The sequence below is a fragment of the Winogradskyella sp. PE311 genome (assembly GCF_046545555.1).
GTDB lineage: Bacteria > Bacteroidota > Bacteroidia > Flavobacteriales > Flavobacteriaceae > Winogradskyella.
Map to the genome: position 1 here is coordinate 88,745 of NZ_JBHZTH010000005.1, position 19,026 is coordinate 107,770.

At 32.1% G+C, this 19,026-nt stretch carries 18 protein-coding genes; 6 read left to right on the forward strand and 12 right to left on the reverse strand.

Annotated features, from left to right (window positions below):
• Positions 1–24: 24 nt before the first annotated feature.
• The 7 genes from ACFWU4_RS14380 to ACFWU4_RS14410 all read right to left on the reverse strand — a co-directional run bounded on the left by ACFWU4_RS14380 (position 25) and on the right by ACFWU4_RS14410 (position 5,572).
• Complete coding sequence (locus tag ACFWU4_RS14380; RefSeq protein WP_411129096.1) at positions 25–771, reverse strand: head GIN domain-containing protein; 747 nt, start codon at positions 769–771, stop codon at positions 25–27.
• The gene (locus tag ACFWU4_RS14385) at positions 768–1,859 is read right to left on the reverse strand and encodes an acyloxyacyl hydrolase (protein WP_411129098.1); all 1,092 of its coding nucleotides are present in this window, start codon (positions 1,857–1,859) and stop codon (positions 768–770) included. Before ACFWU4_RS14385 ends, ACFWU4_RS14380 begins: the two co-directional genes overlap by 4 nt.
• 66 nt (positions 1,860–1,925) lie before the next feature.
• A complete protein-coding gene (locus ACFWU4_RS14390) occupies positions 1,926–3,173 on the reverse strand; it encodes a sulfate adenylyltransferase subunit 1 (protein WP_411129100.1) in 1,248 nt (415 codons plus the stop codon).
• A gap of 104 nt (positions 3,174–3,277) precedes the next feature.
• On the reverse strand, positions 3,278–4,180 hold the full coding sequence (gene cysD / locus ACFWU4_RS14395; RefSeq protein WP_411129102.1) for a sulfate adenylyltransferase subunit CysD: 903 nt from the start codon (positions 4,178–4,180) through the stop codon (positions 3,278–3,280).
• A 10-nt stretch (positions 4,181–4,190) separates the two neighbouring features.
• Positions 4,191–4,805 (reverse strand): phosphoadenosine phosphosulfate reductase family protein, encoded by a 615-nt coding sequence (locus tag ACFWU4_RS14400; RefSeq protein ID WP_411129104.1) that lies wholly within the window; start codon positions 4,803–4,805, stop codon positions 4,191–4,193.
• Positions 4,805–5,065, reverse strand: coding sequence for a DUF2061 domain-containing protein (locus ACFWU4_RS14405; RefSeq protein ID WP_411129106.1), 261 nt, complete (start codon positions 5,063–5,065; stop codon positions 4,805–4,807). Before ACFWU4_RS14405 ends, ACFWU4_RS14400 begins: the two co-directional genes overlap by 1 nt.
• Before the next feature lie 96 nt (positions 5,066–5,161).
• Positions 5,162–5,572 (reverse strand): RrF2 family transcriptional regulator, encoded by a 411-nt coding sequence (locus ACFWU4_RS14410; protein ID WP_411129108.1) that lies wholly within the window; start codon positions 5,570–5,572, stop codon positions 5,162–5,164.
• A gap of 240 nt (positions 5,573–5,812) precedes the next feature.
• Between ACFWU4_RS14410 and metK the strand changes: the two genes are divergently transcribed.
• On the forward strand, positions 5,813–7,069 hold the full coding sequence (metK, locus tag ACFWU4_RS14415; protein ID WP_411129110.1) for a methionine adenosyltransferase: 1,257 nt from the start codon (positions 5,813–5,815) through the stop codon (positions 7,067–7,069).
• Between the two features lie 163 nt (positions 7,070–7,232).
• Entirely contained in the window at positions 7,233–9,050 is a 1,818-nt protein-coding gene (locus tag ACFWU4_RS14420; RefSeq protein ID WP_411129112.1) for a hypothetical protein, read from the forward strand.
• A 69-nt stretch (positions 9,051–9,119) separates the two neighbouring features.
• Here the strand turns inward: ACFWU4_RS14420 and ACFWU4_RS14425 are convergent, their stop codons facing one another.
• From ACFWU4_RS14425 to ACFWU4_RS14445, 5 genes are all read right to left on the reverse strand, one after another.
• Positions 9,120–11,894, reverse strand: a complete 2,775-nt coding sequence (locus ACFWU4_RS14425) for a carboxypeptidase regulatory-like domain-containing protein (RefSeq protein ID WP_411129114.1) — start codon at positions 11,892–11,894, stop codon at positions 9,120–9,122.
• A gap of 36 nt (positions 11,895–11,930) precedes the next feature.
• Positions 11,931–12,776 (reverse strand): GLPGLI family protein, encoded by an 846-nt coding sequence (locus ACFWU4_RS14430; RefSeq protein WP_411129116.1) that lies wholly within the window; start codon positions 12,774–12,776, stop codon positions 11,931–11,933.
• 159 nt (positions 12,777–12,935) lie between these two features.
• Complete coding sequence (locus ACFWU4_RS14435; protein ID WP_411129118.1) at positions 12,936–13,805, reverse strand: GLPGLI family protein; 870 nt, start codon at positions 13,803–13,805, stop codon at positions 12,936–12,938.
• 98 nt (positions 13,806–13,903) lie between these two features.
• Positions 13,904–14,758 (reverse strand): GLPGLI family protein, encoded by an 855-nt coding sequence (locus tag ACFWU4_RS14440; RefSeq protein ID WP_411129120.1) that lies wholly within the window; start codon positions 14,756–14,758, stop codon positions 13,904–13,906.
• A gap of 12 nt (positions 14,759–14,770) precedes the next feature.
• The gene (locus ACFWU4_RS14445) at positions 14,771–15,142 is read right to left on the reverse strand and encodes a hypothetical protein (protein ID WP_411129122.1); all 372 of its coding nucleotides are present in this window, start codon (positions 15,140–15,142) and stop codon (positions 14,771–14,773) included.
• Positions 15,143–15,268: 126 nt separating this feature from the next.
• On the opposite strand from ACFWU4_RS14445, the gene ACFWU4_RS14450 reads away from it, so the two are divergent.
• The 4 genes from ACFWU4_RS14450 to ACFWU4_RS14465 all read left to right on the forward strand — a co-directional run bounded on the left by ACFWU4_RS14450 (position 15,269) and on the right by ACFWU4_RS14465 (position 18,954).
• A complete protein-coding gene (locus ACFWU4_RS14450) occupies positions 15,269–16,807 on the forward strand; it encodes a sensor histidine kinase (RefSeq protein WP_411129124.1) in 1,539 nt (512 codons plus the stop codon).
• Positions 16,800–17,483, forward strand: coding sequence for a response regulator transcription factor (locus ACFWU4_RS14455; protein ID WP_411129126.1), 684 nt, complete (start codon positions 16,800–16,802; stop codon positions 17,481–17,483). Before ACFWU4_RS14450 ends, ACFWU4_RS14455 begins: the two co-directional genes overlap by 8 nt.
• Before the next feature lie 70 nt (positions 17,484–17,553).
• Positions 17,554–18,336, forward strand: a complete 783-nt coding sequence (locus ACFWU4_RS14460; protein WP_411129128.1) for a hypothetical protein — start codon at positions 17,554–17,556, stop codon at positions 18,334–18,336.
• Between the two features lie 3 nt (positions 18,337–18,339).
• On the forward strand, positions 18,340–18,954 hold the full coding sequence (locus ACFWU4_RS14465; RefSeq protein WP_411129130.1) for a deoxynucleoside kinase: 615 nt from the start codon (positions 18,340–18,342) through the stop codon (positions 18,952–18,954).
• The last annotated feature ends 72 nt before the right edge of the window (positions 18,955–19,026 follow it).

Genomic DNA, 19,026 nt, shown 5'->3' on the forward strand with positions numbered 1-19,026 from the left:
AAGGAACTCTTACTCCCAAGACTTTTAATTATTGAAAATAAGTTGACCTATATATAAAACCTCAACATCTACTAAAGGCGGCTCATTAACTGAAATTACATTTCCTGTTCCTCTAAGTTGACCTGTTAATGCTAATTGTGGGTTGACAACCATATCATTACTGCCACGATGGGAAATTTCTGCGTTTTGAGCTACCAAATTTTCACCTTCAAAACGTCCTGCTCCAGAAAAGAAACCTACAAATAAATCATTAACGCTTCCTTCTAAATAAAAGAATGATAAATTATTTGAGATAATATCTATGTTTTGCGAGTTAACATTTAGTCTAAAATCTCCTATGGTAAATTCCCCTTCTCCAATAAAATCTTCAGAATATAAGGTGAGGTTATTATAATTTAAAATGCCATCAGAAGAAATATCGTATTGTGTCGAGGTTCTTATTTCTGTTAGATTCGGTGCTTCTATAAACACTTTAGTAATGCCATAGTCTCTAACATAATTACAACTATTGTTATCGGTGAGTATGAGTCTATTGGCAATAACTTCAACAGTGACATCATTGAGAAGATTTTCACCCGTTTCAATAGTAACTTTATAGTTAGGTGCTTCCTTTATAATAAGTTCTATGTCCCTATTAACCAAAATTCGTTCAAAATCAGCGACATCAAATACTTGCTGTACACTATTACCGGCCGTTTGAAAACAGTCATTTGCATCCTCACTGTTACATGCAAAACACATTAAAATTAATAGATAACTTATTTTTTTCATAATCTTACACCTATGCCAAATTCAACAGCCTCTGCTTTAGCACCATGAGATTTTAAGGTTACAGCACCAAAGAATTTTTGACCGAAGTAACGTTTCAATCCAATTCTTATATATGTTCTACCTTCAAAATTATAAGGATAATATACGTAATAACCCAACTGCGAAATAACTGAAAGTTTATTAATAAACAATTCGTGACCAACAAAAAGACCTACCCTTTTATAGTCCTCATCTCCACTAACGTTTTCTTCAGGAAAAGAAACGGATTGATAATAAATAAGTTCCTTTAAAAAGTTAGAAAAGAAAACTTCAGTCCCAAACTGAATCGCACTTTTATGACTCAAGCGTTTATCGGCATAAGCAGATACTATATAAAAAGGAAATTGACCACTCCCAATAACATCACTCTGATTAATTCCGCTCCTAAATGCAATATTGTATTTTATGGGTTCAGTGAATTTCTCCTCACTTAAATTATCAATAAACTCAGGATCTACTTCTTCTAAATTATAGGTTAACCCTAAGTTTAGAGCAACTGTATTTATACTTGTGTTTGGTGCTTTTACATTTGCGTTAGAGTTATGGATTAAAGAAATACCTGCCTGTATACCAAAACCACTAAAAATACGCTCTTTCTTATAGTTAAGCATTATATATGTAGAACTCAATATTTTAGATCCAAAAGCAATATTCTTTGGGTTTTCTATTTTATTATAAGGATTAGTATTGTACGATAGTCCTTGAGCAATACGAAACATGAGTTTTCGCTTTAAAAAATAGAAATTATAATGTGCATAGACACCAAAATTATTTCCAAGCTGAGGATTTTTTAAATCTTGAAATAAAAACGAAGCTCCATAATCGGGATAATTAAACCGCTGTTGCCAGTCTTTATTACCGAATGTCTTTTTATTCCAACTAAAAATAAAACCTTCGGGACGACCAGTAATTAAATGAAGAATGTCATTATTATGTAACGCAATATTGCCACCGAAATAATTAAAATCAAAGTAAGTATTGTTATTTTCTGTTTGAGAAAAAGACAATAAGCTAACTAAAATAATTAAACGCGTAAGCCAGTATTTCATTTATCTATGGTTACTGACAAAAATATAATAATTAGTATGAAACCTATGCCTAAGTATTAAATTCTATTATTCTATAAATCCTGCACCAACAGTATTATTAGACTGCGAATCGATTAAAATAAATGAACCATTAGTTCTATGTTTTTTAAAAGCGTCATAGAAAATAGGTTTGTTTAACTTAAAAGAGACCTTAGCGATATCGTTCATTGACAAGGCATCTGCAGTCTCATCCACACCAGAATAATCTGGATTTATCTTATGATGAATTTGATCTACTTTGGCTAATACTTTATTAACACCATGCTGAATAACATATTTTTTTCCTAATGCTAAATTTTGCGAATCCATCCATGAGATGGTTGCAGTAAAGTGTTTTTGTATAGTTGGCAAATCATTGTCTCTTACAATCATATCACCTCTGCTAATATTAACATCGTCTTGAAGTGTAATAAGGACTGATGACCGCCTTGATGCTGTTTCTACTTTTTTATCATAAAAGTGAATCTCCTTAATTTTCGACTTTGTTTGCGACGGTAAAACCACAATTGCATCTCCAACGTTTAATTCTCCGCCATAAACTTTACCAGCATATCCTCTAAAATCATGGAATTCCTCAGTTTTTGGTCTAATAACATATTGTATAGGAAATCTTGGTGTACCTACATTATAGATATCTTCATTATCTATTTCTTCTAAATTTTGAAGTAATGTTTGCCCTTTATACCAAGGTGTATTTTTGGATTGATTAACTACATTATCGCCTTTTAATGCACTTACAGGAACAAATGTTATCTTCTGATCTTTATAGTCTCTTTTTTTCATCAAAACCTCAAAATCCGCTTTGATAGTATTATATGTTTCTTCCGAAAAATCAACTAAATCCATCTTGTTTATAGCTACAACAACCGTCTTAATACGTAATAAATTATTTATAAAAAAGTGTCTATTGGTCTGCTCTATAACGCCTTTTCTTGCATCTATTAAAACAATAGCAGCTTGGGAAGTCGAAGCACCTGTAACCATGTTTCTTGTATATTCTAAATGACCTGGTGTATCTGCTATAATGTAACTCTTATTTACTGTTGAAAAATAAATATGTGCTACATCTATAGTAATGCCTTGTTCTCGTTCGGCAATTAATCCATCTGTAGCTAAAGAAAAATCTAAATAATCGTAACCTAATTGGCGACTTTTAGTTTCTATGGCTTCTAGTTTATCTGATGTTAATGATTTAGTATCATAAAGTAGTCTTCCTATTAAGGTACTCTTACCATCATCTACACTTCCTGCTGTTGCTATTTTTAATACGTCCATTTTTATTGGCTGTTGGCAATTGGCTCTTAGCTGTTAGTCTTTTCGCCTCTTGTTTAATTTTTATTTCTTTTTTTTGCTAAAGGCAAAAATTTGCCTCGCAAATTTTAAAAATACCCTTGTTGTTTTCGTTTTTCCATTGCCGCTTCAGAGCGTTTATCGTCAATCCTAGCTCCGCGTTCTGATATAGCTGAGTTTCTTATTTCATCAACTACTGTATTAATATCAGATGCTTCAGAAAGTACAGCTGCTGTACAGCTCATATCTCCAACGGTTCTAAATCTTACAATACGGTCTTCTACATCTTCATCTTCTTCTCTATAAACGATAGCATCATCTGCAGACCATATTAAACCATCTCTTAAAAATGTGGCTCTTGTATGAGCAAAATAAATAGAAGGAATTTCTATTTGCTCTTTTTGAATATATGACCAGACATCTAATTCTGTCCAATTCGAAATCGGAAAAACTCTAACATTTTGTCCTAATTCTATTTGCCCATTGAGCATATCAAATAACTCTGGTCTCTGATTTTTCTCGTCCCATTGTCCAAAATCATCTCGTACAGAAAAAATACGTTCTTTAGCTCTTGCTTTTTCTTCATCACGACGTGCCCCTCCTATGCAGGCATCAAATTTAAATTCTTCTATAGCGTCTAACAGCGTGGTAGTTTGTAAAACGTTTCTGCTTGCGTATTTACCAGACTCTTCTTTAACTTTACCTTCATTAATAGAATCTTGTACATTTCTTACTATTAATTCTAAGCCTAATTCCTTAACTAATCGATCTCTGAATTCTATTGTTTCAGGAAAATTATGACCTGTATCAATATGCATTAACGGAAACGGAATCTTTGCAGGATAAAAAGCCTTTTGCGCCAAACGCACTAAGGTTATAGAATCTTTTCCACCTGAGAATAAAAGTACTGGACGTTCAAACTGGGCAGCCACTTCTCTAAAGATGTAAATAGCTTCGTTTTCTAATGGGTTTATAGTTGCTGTATTTTTCATATAAAAAAATTTAGGCATGTAAGCCACACTCCCTATTTTCTAATTGCTTGGTTGGGTCGTAATATTTAAACTCGTTTGGTAAATTATTTTCCTTTAGATAGCTGTCTAATTCTTCATCTGTAAAATTGTAAAAAGGACTCACCTTCAATACTCCATGCTTATCTTTAGAAACAATGTCTATACTATCTCTAAAAGCGGTTTGTCCTCTTCGTAAATTCGTAAACCAAACATCTGGTTGATGTTCTGTCATTGCTCTTTTAAAAGGTTCTAGCTTAACTTGTTCTGTAAATAATTTATGAGATGGTTGATCTACACTTGGTATGCCTAAAACGACATTGCGGTGTGCTACCGTCTGTTTAGGCACATACAATTTTACATTAAGCTGCAGTTGCGAAATTAAAGATTCGGCATGCTGGTATGTGTTTGGGGTATTATAGCCTGTATCGCACCAAACAACTTTAATATCTCTTTTTGCCTTGGTAGTTACGTTTAAAATTGCAGCCTCATAAGGTCTAAAGTTTGTCGTAACCAAAGGGTTTTTCGCAATACTCAGTGCCCAAGCTACGATATCAGCTGGTGATTTATCACGTAGATTTTTATTAATCTGGTCTAAATTTAATGTCATTATTTCCCCCATTTAATATTATTCCAAGCACGCTCATGAAAGAAATAAAGCACCATTTTAGATACAAGTTCAATACCACCTATAGAAAAGGCTAAAGCCAAGGTGCCTGTTATTAAATATGAAATTACGACAGTAGCCAATGTACCAACAACACGCCAACTGATGGTTTTTACAATACTCCTTTTAATATTATCTTGGGTTGAGTTAGAGGTATCCGTTTCCTTTTTTAAATCTAAATTTGTCTGAATTATACTATTCATAATATATGTTCGATTTTCATTACTCTTTAAATCCTATCGATTTAATAGGGTATTACAAACATAATATTAATTTTAGTCTGAAAAAATAAAAAAATGTTAATTAGATAAATCTGCCAAAGTCGTATTTTTAAAAATGTCTAAGGTATTATCTCGCACCTTTAGCATTATTTTATTGACTGCACATAAATTTTCATCCTCACAGTCATCACATTTTTCATAAAAATTAAGACTAACGCAAGGTACCATAGCAATAGGACCTTCTAGCAGTCTCATCACTGTTGTCATCTGAATATGGCCTGGTTCTTTTAATAAATAATAACCTCCTCCTTTACCTTTTTTAGAACCTAGAACTCCATTTTTTTTCAAAGTCAATAAAATACTTTCAAGAAATTTACGTGAAATATTTTCTGATTGAGATATTACAGAAATCTGCACAGGTTTGTGAGTTTTCTGTTTTGCCAAGAAGACTAATGCCTTTATTCCGTATTTCGTTTTCTTTGAAAGCATAATGTAAATCTAAAACAATAAACAGACAAATAAAATAACTACCCTTTAAAGGTTTTAAATTCTGATATTAATCCCTATTTTTGCAATTCATTAATTAGAGGAAAAATTTGATCTGATTGCAACCTCTAAGACTGAAATTTATTCAGTTAAAATAAAAAAAGCTAAAGCAGTAATTTATCTACTTCTCTAGCGACCAAGCAATCTTATAAATTTATAATACTAAATAAAAAAATAGGATTTATGCCATATTTATTTACTTCAGAAAGTGTTTCTGAAGGACACCCAGATAAAGTAGCAGACCAAATTAGTGATGCTTTAATTGATAACTTTTTAGCCTTTGATAAAAGCTCTAAAGTAGCTTGCGAAACACTTGTAACCACAGGTCAAGTCGTATTAGCAGGAGAAGTAAAATCTGATACTTACCTCGATGTACAGCAAATTGCAAGAGACGTCATCAATAAAATTGGTTATACTAAAAGTGAATACATGTTTGACGGTAGTTCTTGCGGTGTTTTATCTGCCATACACGAGCAATCTCCAGATATTAATCAAGGTGTAGACAGAGCTAATCCAGAAGATCAAGGTGCTGGTGACCAAGGAATGATGTTTGGTTATGCCACTGACGAGACTGAAAATTATATGCCTTTAGCCTTAGAGCTTTCGCATAGACTTTTAAAAGAATTAGCAGAATTACGAAGAGAAAACAAAGACATTACTTACTTAAGACCAGATGCAAAATCTCAGGTAACTATTGAGTATAGCGATGATAACATTCCTCAACGTATCGATGCTATTGTATTATCTACACAACACGATGATTTTAATAGTGATGAGTCTACAATGCTCTCTAAAATTAAGAAAGATATTGTTTCTATCTTAATACCTAGAGTTATCGCTAAATTACCAGCTGATATTCAAAAATTATTTACAGATAATATTACGTATCATATAAACCCAACGGGCGTTTTTGTAATCGGAGGTCCTCATGGAGATACTGGCTTAACCGGTCGTAAAATAATTGTAGATACTTATGGTGGTAAGGGTGCACATGGTGGTGGTGCTTTTTCTGGAAAAGACCCGAGTAAAGTAGATAGATCTGGTGCATACGCTACAAGGCATATCGCTAAAAATTTAGTAGCAGCTGGTGTATGTAAAGAAGTTTTGGTACAAGTGAGTTACGCCATTGGTGTTGCAAAACCTACCAGTATTAATGTAGAAACATATGGGACAGCAACAATTAATAAAACAGATGGTGAGATAAGTAAAATAGTAGAGTCTATTTTTGATATGCGTCCTTATTTTATAGAGCAACGTCTAAAATTAAGAACACCAATATATTCTGAAACGGCAGCATATGGTCATATGGGTAGAACACCAGAAGTAAAAACATTAACATTTAAAAACCCAATGGGACAAGAAGTTACTGAAACTGTTGAAACATTTACCTGGGAAAAACTAGATTATGTTGATAAAGTAAAAGGCGCTTTTGGTATTTAAAACGTCGTTTTTAAAAATAATAAAACCCTCACAATATAGTTGTGAGGGTTTCTTTTTACCGAATATATAGCTTTTTCGGTAGGAGTTTTGGAATTATTGCTGTTTAATTAAAAAGAGACTAGCAACTCTTCATTTTAAAAACTCAATTAAATCAAATCACATTATGAAAGTTTACAAGTTCCCAAAATTACTTTTAATCCTACTTTTATCCCTTATTACAATAACATCTTGTCAAAAAGATGAGAGCTATAATGATAATGGAGAACAACAAGAAAACATTCCAAATACATTTTCAGAATATTATGGCAACCAAATATCGAGGGACTTTCTTGGAAATATTATTGACATTAATAAAAACCCTATAGAAGGAGCAACAATAACTATTGGTAGCCAAACCGCAACAACAGATAGCAATGGTGTGTTTATTATAAATAACGCCTCGGTTAATGAGCGTTTCGGATATGTTAAGGCTGAAAAAGAAGGTTATATTCATGGCTCGCGAAGTGTTGTACCCTCTAATGGTACTAATAAAGTCACAATTATGTTGCTAGAAGCTACAGTGGTTGGATCTGTAAATAGCGGTGTTTCTGAAACTATTACAGCAAGTGATGGTAGCTCTGTTAGCTTTGACGGTAACTTCAAAAATGAAGATGGTACAGCTTATACGGGTTCTGTTGATGTAATTATGCATCATTTAGATCCTGCTGATGAAGATATGGCGATGCAAATGCCAGGTATGTTATATGCCGAAAACGAAGACGGTGCAGAGCGCATGCTACAAACCTTAGGTATGCTAGCCGTAGAACTAAGAGGTGAAAACGGTGAAGATTTAAATTTAGCTGATGGTTCTACGTCTGAAATTAGAATCCCAGTAGACGCAAGTTTAATGAATATAGCTCCAGCAACAATACCTTTATGGTCTTTTGATGAAGTGAATGGGTATTGGAAAGAAGAAGGTGAAGCTATATTACAAGGTAATATGTATGTTGGTACAGTGTCTCATTTCTCTTTTTGGAATTGTGATATACCAGCTGAAGCCGTAACACTTTGTGTAACTGCAACTGACGAAGAGAGTAATCCATTAACTAACCTGTATGTTACCATTACCAGTGCAACTTTCGGAACGCGTAGTGGTTATATTAATGATAATGGGGAAGTTTGTGGTTTTGTGCCGAGCAATGAAACTTTAGAAATCAATATTTATAGTTACGACTTTTGCACAGACCTTCCTATATATACAGAAACAATAGGACCTTTCTCAGCTGACTCTAGCATCTCGATAGTTATACCAGAAAACACAGATATTATTGCAGAAACCATCACTGGTATCTTTAATACGTGTAATGGTGACCCTGTTATTGATGGCTATGTTCAACTATCTTATGGTAACCAGACGTTTACAGATGCGGTAAGTGATGGGAACTTCGAAATTAGTTTATTGAGATGTGCAGAAAACAACTCGTTTACCGTACAAGGTAGCGATTATGTAAATCTTCAAACTACAGATAGTATTAGTTATACTTTTACTACACCGTTAACGGATATAGGAACAATTACTGCTTGTAATGCTGTTACAGAATTTATTCAATACACTATTGATGATGAAGAGCCTGTGTTTATTTTTGAAAATATTTCAGCTAACTTTTATACAGAGAGCCCAAATTTTGAAGGTCCTACTATAGATATATTTGCATCAAGTAGTGATCAAGAAAATTGCTATTACATGTATGGTGTATTAAATGATCCTGATTATTTAGGCACATATGATAATTATGTATTTAACGGTATTCCTGGTGATACAGGCTTTTTTATTGGTGAATGTCTAAGCGTTTCTGACACTAATAATAATATCGTTTATAATCTAAGTGTTCTTGGTGAAGTTGGTGAATACATAGATATCAACTTCTCTGGTTCTTATGAAGATTTTGAAGGCAATCCAAAAACAATTAATGGAGTTGTTCATGTTTTGAGAGATAATTAAAACATCAATTTTACCAAAACAAAAAACGCTTCTCAATTGAGAAGCGTTTTTTGTTATTTACAATTCTTACTATAACGTATAAATAGCTCTAAAGGTTATAAATCTTGGTTGTAAAAACGTTGCTGAATTACTTACAGAAAACGTTCCTACGTTATTATTTATATTGGCATCGATATTTAAAATATTATTTGCTCTAATTTCATACTCCCATTTAGCATCTCTATCTTTTCTATAGCCAAGTCTAGCACTCCATGTCTGGAAAGATTCTGACTCACCACCCTCAATCCTTTGATTATTATAAGCATAATCTGTACGGAATGTTACAGAATCCCATATATAAGCGTCAAAGCTAATTGATGGCGCGTTAGTAATAAATTTCGTATTTCTAGTTCCTTGATCAGTATTTCTGATGGTATATGAATAACGTAAACGCACATTTGGTGCTTCTCTAAAATTGGTTCTAACTTCTGGTCTATAAGTTTGCGTAAAAGTTTCATTTACAGACTGTATATTATTTACAAATTGATTATTTAAACTGTAATTAAAAATACCACGCATCGACGTTCTAATTTTACCAAAGGTCTTTTGCCATTGACCAAAAGCCGTAAAACTCTCATCGGCAAATGGTGAATTAAAGAATGTACTCGTACGAATTACACTTTCAAAATTAGCAATATTTCTTATTTGATCTTCGTTTTTAGTATAGCTCAATCGACCAAAAACATTAGTATTATTGAACAAATTAAAACTTCTATAATTAAGACTAACTGTTTGGCTTAATCCATTTTGCAATTCTGAATTACCAAAAGATAAATTATCAAAACTATTTAAAATCAAACCTTCAGCCAAATTAGTAACATCTGTAAACTGATTACTCATTCGATAATTAAAGGTTAAACTCTCCGATTTTTTAAATTGAATTCTAGCTTCAAAATCTGGTAATACTCTAAAAAAGTTGTCTTTAAATTCAGTACCAAATTGCGTATTACTATTACCATAAGCATGGAAAGATAAACCTGGTCTAAATGTAAATTTACCCACTCTTACATTGTAACGTGTAGATACGTAAACGTCACTAAAATTATAAGTAATATCATTTTCAGCACCTAATAAATCCCCATCTGTATCTGTTATTGTTGGATTTAAATCTTGTGTAGCGTCATTTTGTAAAAATTGAAATATATTAGAATTAAAATCTTGGCGACTAAGAACAGTACCTAAACTAATACTTATATTACTCTTAGCATTTAAGATATTATAATAATCTAATTTGGCATCTAATTGATTGGTTTTCACCAACTGATCTTGTCCTAAATTATAAAAATCTAAGCTCCTATCTAAACCAAGTTGTTCTGCTGTTTCATCATAAGCATCTTCATCAATAGTCATAGGGTCATCATCAAAACCATTATCATTGTTATTTGGATCATTAGTTAAAAGAGCATTATAAAACGGATCTTCATTACTATATAAATGCTGTGCTTCTAAAGCAAAAATATTATTCTCGTCTAAAGTATAATAGTAATTTAAGTTTTGATTAATACTAAATGGAGTAACCTCTTCCAATTGGGCAGTTGTACCAATCACTGAAGATATTTCAGCTTGTCTTTCAGAATCTTTAGACAAACGACCTAAAAGGTCATAGTCTAACTGATTATTTCCGTTTGGTTTATAAGATGCGCTTAATTTAGCCAGACCTTGATCCGATGCTTCATTACCTGTATTTATAGTAGACTCATCTGGTATACCTAATTGTGGATCTGTATATCTTATAAAACTCTCTTGGCGCGTGCTTAAACGGGTTGTATTGTAAATTAAAAAACCACTTAAATCTAGAGCTGGGTTTGGTGCATAACTAAAATTAGTAGCCAATAATTTAGACTCTACTTTCTGCGCATTTGCAGAACTCGTTAATCCACTTAATCCATTATTTCCTAAATTAAGGTTTGTACCGCTATCTCGACTTGGTGATCTAAAACCACCACCAAAATTTCTCACGTCTCTATTAGATAATGCAGGTTCTCCTATATTATTTATATCACCAATAACATTAACACTTGCTTTGGGACTGTAATAAAAGAGTTTTGGCTGTACTAAGTATAAATCATCGTTGGGTGATGGTGCAGTACCAGCTCCTACAGTAATATCTCCAAACCAAAAATTCTCCTTACCTTCCTTAAGCTTAATATTTATGGCAACATTATCTTGGTTATTAGTAACACTTCGTAATTGATTAACCTCTGAGAAATTTCTAAGTACCTCAATTTTGTCTACAGCATTAGAAGGAATGTTTTCCGTAGCTAATTTAGAGTCACCGTCAAAAAAATCTTTTCCGTTAACTGTTAGCTTTTGTACTGTATTACCATCGACTTCTATTTGACCATTTTCGTTTATCTCTACACCTGGCAATTTTTCTAAAACATCACCTAGTTTTCGTTCTGAGCCATTTTTAAAAGAGTCAGCATTGTAGACTATGGTGTCACCTTTAATAGTCACAGGCATTTCATAAGTTAACTCAACAGCATCTAGTGCATTATCAAAGTTTAATGTAAAATCTTTAGTAATATCAACCTCTTTAGTTTCTATTACTAGATTGAGTGTCTTCATTCCAATGTAAGTTACTTGAACATTGTATTTCCCGTTTTTACCTAGAGCCAATCTGTAAGCGCCTTTAGCATCAGTAATACCGTATGATTCTAAAGCTTTTGTTTCTTGATTTATAGCAACGACATTAGCCAATTCTAAAGGCGTTCCTATACTGTCTTTTACTACACCAGATAATTTTATTTGGGAATAAGAAGTCATCGCTAGCAATAATGCCAGCATGGTAATAATTTTTTTCATGTTTGGTTATGTTGTATTTAGTTAGAAAATCTGAGTTTAGTTTCTACCACCTCTACCTCCACCTCTTCGGCCTCGGTTATTTCTAAATTCTTCCATTTTTTTTGTAGTAATCTCTGTATATTCTTTCTGGGTAACGACTTCACCTTTTTCTGGTTTATCAATGTTGTCTTTATCCTTCGAATTCATTGTAATTTTTGTGCATAGAATTGTTGTACGCCCTTCATTTACTTCTAAAATTAAGCCTGGTAATCCCCAATAATCATCTGGACCTTGGTTAATAGGAATTTGCATAGTATACCAAGCTGTAACTTCTACAGTTTTTATTTCTTCTTCTTTTTCTTCCTCCTTCTCAGCATCTTGACCTCTTCTAGGTCTAAAATTAGAAAAGTCAAAACCAGTTATTGGTTTTACTGCTGTAGCTTTAAAAACAGTATAATTTCCAATTTGTTTTGTTTCGCTTCCCATAGTCCACTCCAAATCTTTCAAATCGTCTTTTATTAAAAATTGCTTTCCAAAAAATTCTTGATCTTGCAATAATTCTTTCGATTTTACATTTTTATATTTTGGACCACCTGTAAAACTACTAGCAAAACCACCAAAACCTCTACCGCCGCCTGTAGCTGCTTCTAATTTTTCATCTTCTTTATAAATTGACTCTTCCTTATTAAAGGTAAGTATATACTGCTTTTCTAAAAAGCTTTTCATACGTTCCTCAATCTGCTTTTTTCTATCTGGTGTCATTTCTCGTCCACCAAATTGATCTAAGTCCATTGTGGTTTTAGACATATAATACGCTTTGCCTTGGAAGTCTTGGGCTAAAGAAGTTACACTAACACATAAAGTAATTAGTAGTACAGTAAATTTTAAAAATGGTTTTTTCATCTTAAATTGTTAATGTTGGACGCCAAATGTAATTCTATATTTTTTAGACTTTCTTAAAAAAACGTTACATAAAAATTATCCAACATGGATTAAATTATCAATAAGACTAAAAAATCAATAAAAGGTTAAATCTAACTTCGTTAAAGTTGTGTTAATACATTAACCTCTTCGTCTTCCCATTCTCTGATTACGGAAATCCTTCATTTTTTCAATAACAGTTTGCTGGTAATCTGTCTTTGTAATTTCCTGACCTTTATCGGGAGCTTCTATTTTCATTTTCTTTGCAGGATTCATTACAATTTTAGAACAAAGCATTGTTGTGTTTCCGGCACTTACTTCTAAAATTAAACCAGGTAATCCCCAATATTCTGACGGCCCATGGCTTACAGGTATTTGTGGTGTATACCATGCTTCTACTTGAGTCATTGGTATAGTTTCTTGTGTTTCTTCAGTATCTTCTTTCGTCTCGCCTTCTACATTGCTACTAGCGTTACTTAATCTACTCCATGAAAAATCATACCATGTTAAATCATTTGTAGGTATTAAAGCCATTGCCTTAAAACAGGTATAATTACCAATAGTTTTCGTTTCTTTTCCCATTTGCCAATTTATAGCAAGGAGACTGTCTTTTACTAAAAATTTCTTACCATAAAATTCTTGATTCTGAATTTGACTGTTAGTTTTAACATTCTTGTACTGATCACCTTGTGAAAAGTTCTTTCCCCACGAATCGGTTGCACCAGACATAGCATCTAACTTGTCCTCCTCATCAAAAAAAGATTCTTCTTTATTAAAAGTAAGAACGTACGTTTTTTCTAACCTATTTTTTAATCGCGATGCAATTTGTTTCTTTTGAGCTTCACTCAATCTGGCTCCCCATTTACCTAACTCCATATTAGATTTTGTTAAATAGTAAGCCTGCCCTTGAAACTCTTGAGGTTGTGCCTCAACGGCATCTCCTGAATAAAAACCTGTTGATACTAAAATCGTTAACAGTAATAAGCTCGTTTTAAAAAGAATTGATTTCATGATGGTATTAATTTATTTTTGTCTAACAAATTTATTTAAATATTAAACAAAGATCCATTGTTTATCATAAAATTAACAGAGTCAATAAATTACTTTTATCAGCCACCTATAGATATACTAATTGTTTCACCATCTCTACCTCCTTTTCTTGGCCTATAACGTTCCATCATTTCTTTAGCCTTTTTATCCATAATCTCTTCGTACTCTTTTTGGCTAACCTCTTTTCCTTTGCTCGGCTCCTTTATTTCTATTTTCTCTTCTGGATTCAGTACTATTTTACTACAAACAATAGTTAATTTTCCATCATGAATTTCTAAGATTAAACCTGGCAGACCTTGATATTTAGCAGGTCCGTTGTTTATTGGTACTTGTGGTGTATACCAGGCAGTAACTGTTCGCTCTATCATTTCAGGTTCTTTATCTTCCTCTTCTTCCTTATCATCGTCTGAGCTTGTAAATTGCCTTGGTTTCTCAACCATCTTGGTATATGTCGCTTTATAACATTGGTACTCGCCTATAAACCTTGTATCTGGTTCCAACTTCCATTCTATTTTTTCAATGGCATCTTTTACTAAAAATACTTTTCCATAAGTATCTTTCAAATCTGCAAATCGTTGCTCTTTTGTATTTTTATATAACTCATCTGAGCCACCTCCGCTGCCAACAACCATTATTTGCATATCACCTCCACCAACTTGCGGTTTAGCCAAAGTTTCTTCCTGCTTATAAATAGATGCTTCTTTATTAAAGGTTAATTTAAATGTTTTTTGAAACTGCTTTTTCATCATCTCCATCATCTTAGTATGCATATCAGAATTCATCTGAGTACTATCTATTTTAATATCTACTTGACGTTGCGTTTTATATGTCGCAACTCCTTGAAAAGTCTGAGCATTAACAGTTGAAAGTACAACTGCTAACGTCAAGACTATTGCTCTAATAACTATTCGCATTTTGAATGATTTTTAGTTTTTATTCTTGTAATAATTAATTGCTGAAGATCGTATTTTTTCAACACTTTTCAAAAAACCTTCTATATCATCAGAATTTCCTTCAATAGCATAAGAGATATGTGATTTTTTACCATTAGACATTTTATCTCCATTACATATAATTTTAAAACCTATAGTTTCATTATCACTAGAGGACTCTAAAATTTCTTTTATACTTTCTATTTTAAATGTTTCTTTTATTTCTTCAGCAGAATCGACCTCTACAGTTATTGATACATTTTCTACCTTAGTCATTTCTTTAACAACCATACCATTAATTGATTTGGATTGACTGAAACCTAATATTGTTACTACTAGAGCTAAACTTGTAATTAAATTTTTCATTATTTGTTATGTTTAATTGATTAATACACTACAAATATTAGTAGATATTTCATTGTTTTGAGTTAACTAGTGTTAACGAGTGTTAACCGATTGGGTAGACTAAATATTAACATATATTTTTGAGGTATGAATGATAAACGGTATAAATGGATTCTTTACACAATCGTTGCAGTAATTGCTATAACGATAGTAATTCAAGTCTATTGGAATTACAAAAACTACCAAACTAATAAGCAACAACTTATTAATGACGTACAAGTAAGCTTAGATAAAGCTGTGGATGATTATTATGCCAAACTTGCACAAGAAACTACGCTAGGTTTTTCGTTTGAAGGGGTAAGCACAGATAAAATATTTGAAGAAAACAGCTCATTTACTGCTATTTTAGAAGACATAGATGAGAAAGATGGCAGATTTAATAATCTAGATTCGATCGACGTCAGTGAAATTAAGGGAGCTACGGTTGTAAGAGGTTTTGAAGTAGATTCAATGATGGAAGCGCATAACAAAATACACAAGCCTATTTCCGTCGATTCCTTTAAGAAGCAAATAAAAGATTTAAAAGCTACTAACAAGGATATAGACTTATCTAGTATAGAAATGCTTACATCTAAAATTGTCATCTCTATTAATAATGACACTTTAGAATTAAGGAAAGTTGACAGCTTATTAAAAACAGAATTTAAGAGAAAAAATATAAGTTTAAAAAGTGAATTAAAATATTACCAATCCGATATTTATAAGGAATTGGCTAATAAAGGAGATTCATTATTTGCTAACAAGTTAAAAACGAAAGAAACCTATACGCTACGCACAGTGTCTAAATCGACATTTTTGCCAAAGGGAAGCACTTTAGAGCTACATTTTACCAATGAAACGCGTAATGTATTAAAACGCAGTATTCTTGGTATTTTAATATCTACACTTTTAATTTTGGCTGTAATTGGTTGCTTATTCTACCTTTTAAAAATTATTAAACATCAAAAACAACTGGCTGAAGTAAAGAATGACCTCATTAGCAACATTACTCATGAATTTAAAACACCTATCGCTACAATTGGTGTGGCACTAGAAAGTATTAGTAATTTCAATGCATTAGAAGATAAAGAGAAGACTAAAAACTATATTAACATGTCAGCCAATCAATTAGACAAGCTAAATGTAATGGTTGAGAAACTCCTCGAAACGGCTACTTTAGATAGTGATACTCTAGAACTTAATAAGGAATCTGTAAATATAGTTGGCTTATTGGGCGATTTGGTTAATAGGTATAAAATTCAATTCTCAGAAAAAGAATTTAATACAAGTCTCAAAACTGATCACCTTACGGCTCATATCGATTTATTTCACTTTGAAAATGCTCTAAACAATATTTTGGATAATGCAGTGAAGTATGGAGGTGACTTAATATCTATAGATCTAATACCAAAAGATAAAACATTCGATATATTAATATCTGACAACGGCAGTAGTTTAACCAAAGCCAATAAAGAACGGATTTTCGAAAAATTTTATCGCGTACCAAAAGGCAATACACACGATGTAAAAGGTTTTGGCATTGGTTTATACTATACAAAGACCATAATTGATAAACATAGCGGATCAATAGAATTAAATTTAGCAAAATCTTTAACCACATTTAAAATAACACTTCCAAATGGCTGAAAAAATTAAATTATTATTAGCTGAAGACGAAGCTGCCTTAGGTCAAATAATTAAAGAGAGCCTTGAGACTAGAGATTTTGAAGTTATTCTTTGTGATAATGGTGAAAAAGCTTTTGAAAAATATCAATCTGAAACACCAGAAATATTGGTTTTAGATGTAATGATGCCAAAAAAAGATGGGTTTACACTAGCTAAAGAAATTAGAGCAATTGATGATACTATTCCTATTATATTCTTAACAGCTAAATCACAAACTGCAGATGTAGTAGAAGGGTTTTCCATTGGCGGTAATGATTACCTTAAAAAACCATTTAGTATGGAGGAATTAATTGTAAGGATTTATAATCTTGTTTCTCGTACAAAAACTCAAAAAACGAGCGCTGTTTTAGTTATTGGAGACTATTCCTTTGATTTCCCTAAACAGCAACTGCAATTTAAAGAAGAAGACACCTTGCAACTAACACATCGCGAAGCACACTTATTATTTCATCTTATCAAAAATAAAAATCAAGTTTTAGATCGCTCTTTAATCCTTAACAAACTCTGGGGAACTGATGATTTTTTCTCTGCCAGAAGTATGGATGTTTTTATTTCAAAACTTAGAAAAAAATTACAAAAAGATAAAAATATTCAGATTATTAATGTTCGCGGATTTGGATATAAACTCACCGTTTAAATTTTAAAATACTAAATAGAACTTTTATAAGGTTATAGAATGGTGCAATTTTTGTACTTTTCTAATTCCTATGAAGCAGCTGTTTTTTATATATTTAATTTTTAGTGTCAACTGTTTTTCTCAAGAGAGCATAAGAGCCATAGCAAAAGATTCTATTAAACTTGAAGCTAAAAGTATACTTGGAGTAGATACTTCTGAAACATTGTATTACACCACTAAAGACAATACCTTTTTTAAAAAAACTAAAGACACTCTAATAACATACTCTAATTTTCAACTGAGCGAAGTTACTTCGGCAAACACCTTTAATCCATTAAAAATAAATCTCTTTTACAAAGATTTTAATACCATAGTTATTTTAGACAATCGATTAGCAGAAGTTTTTAAAATAGATTTTAATACCGTACAACCTTATAAAAATGTAAGCTTCGTTTCTACTGGATTTGATAACACACTCTGGATTTTCAATCAAGACTCACAGCAACTAGAGTTATATGACTATAAAACAAATAAAGTAAGATTAAAAACAGTACCAATACAATCAGATATTTTAGACCTAAAGAGCGACTATAATTATTGCTATATGCTCACAGAAAACTATTTGTATATCTATAGTTACTTTGGTAGCCTAATCGGTAAACACAAAAACAAGGGATATGAAAATCTTGCATTTAGCAAAGCACATTTAATTTTAAGAAAGAACGATAGACTTCATATATTAACCAAAAACGGTGATAAAATACGCAACATAGAACATCCTAATTTGTTAATAAATCAGTTTTTGGTAACCAATGAAACCTTGTATATTTACGATTCCAAAATTCTACGTAAATACCAACTAAAAACAGATTAAATTATGCACATTGCTGTTGCAGGGAATATAGGAGCTGGTAAAACTACGCTCACAAAATTACTAGCTAAACATTATAAGTGGGAAGCACAATTAGAAGACGTAGTTGACAATCCGTATTTAGACGATTTTTACAATCAAATGGAACGTTGGAGCTTTAACTTACAAGTCTATTTCTTAAACAGCAGATTTCGCCAAGTCAATCAAATACATAATAGCGGAAAAGACATTATTCAAGATAGAACGATATATGAAGATGCACATATTTTCGCGCCCAATCTTCATGCAATGGGCTTAATGACCAATCGAGATTTCGAAAATTACAAATCACTCTTTGATCTTATGGAAGGTTTTGTAAAAGGTCCTGATTTATTAATTTATTTAAGAAGTTCTATTCCTAATTTAGTATCGCAAATTCATAAACGGGGACGCGACTATGAAAACACAATTAGTATTGATTACTTAAGTCGTCTAAACGAACGTTATGAAGCGTGGATCACCAAATATGATAAAGGCAACCTACTTATTATAGATGTTGATGATTTAGACTTTGTTTCTAATCCAGAGGACTTAGGTGACATTATAAATAGAATCGATGCTCAGATTAATGGCTTATTCTAAAAGTTAGCGAAATTATGAAATCTTGTAATTAGCATATTTTATAACGTCTAAAGGTTGTAACTTACAGTTCTT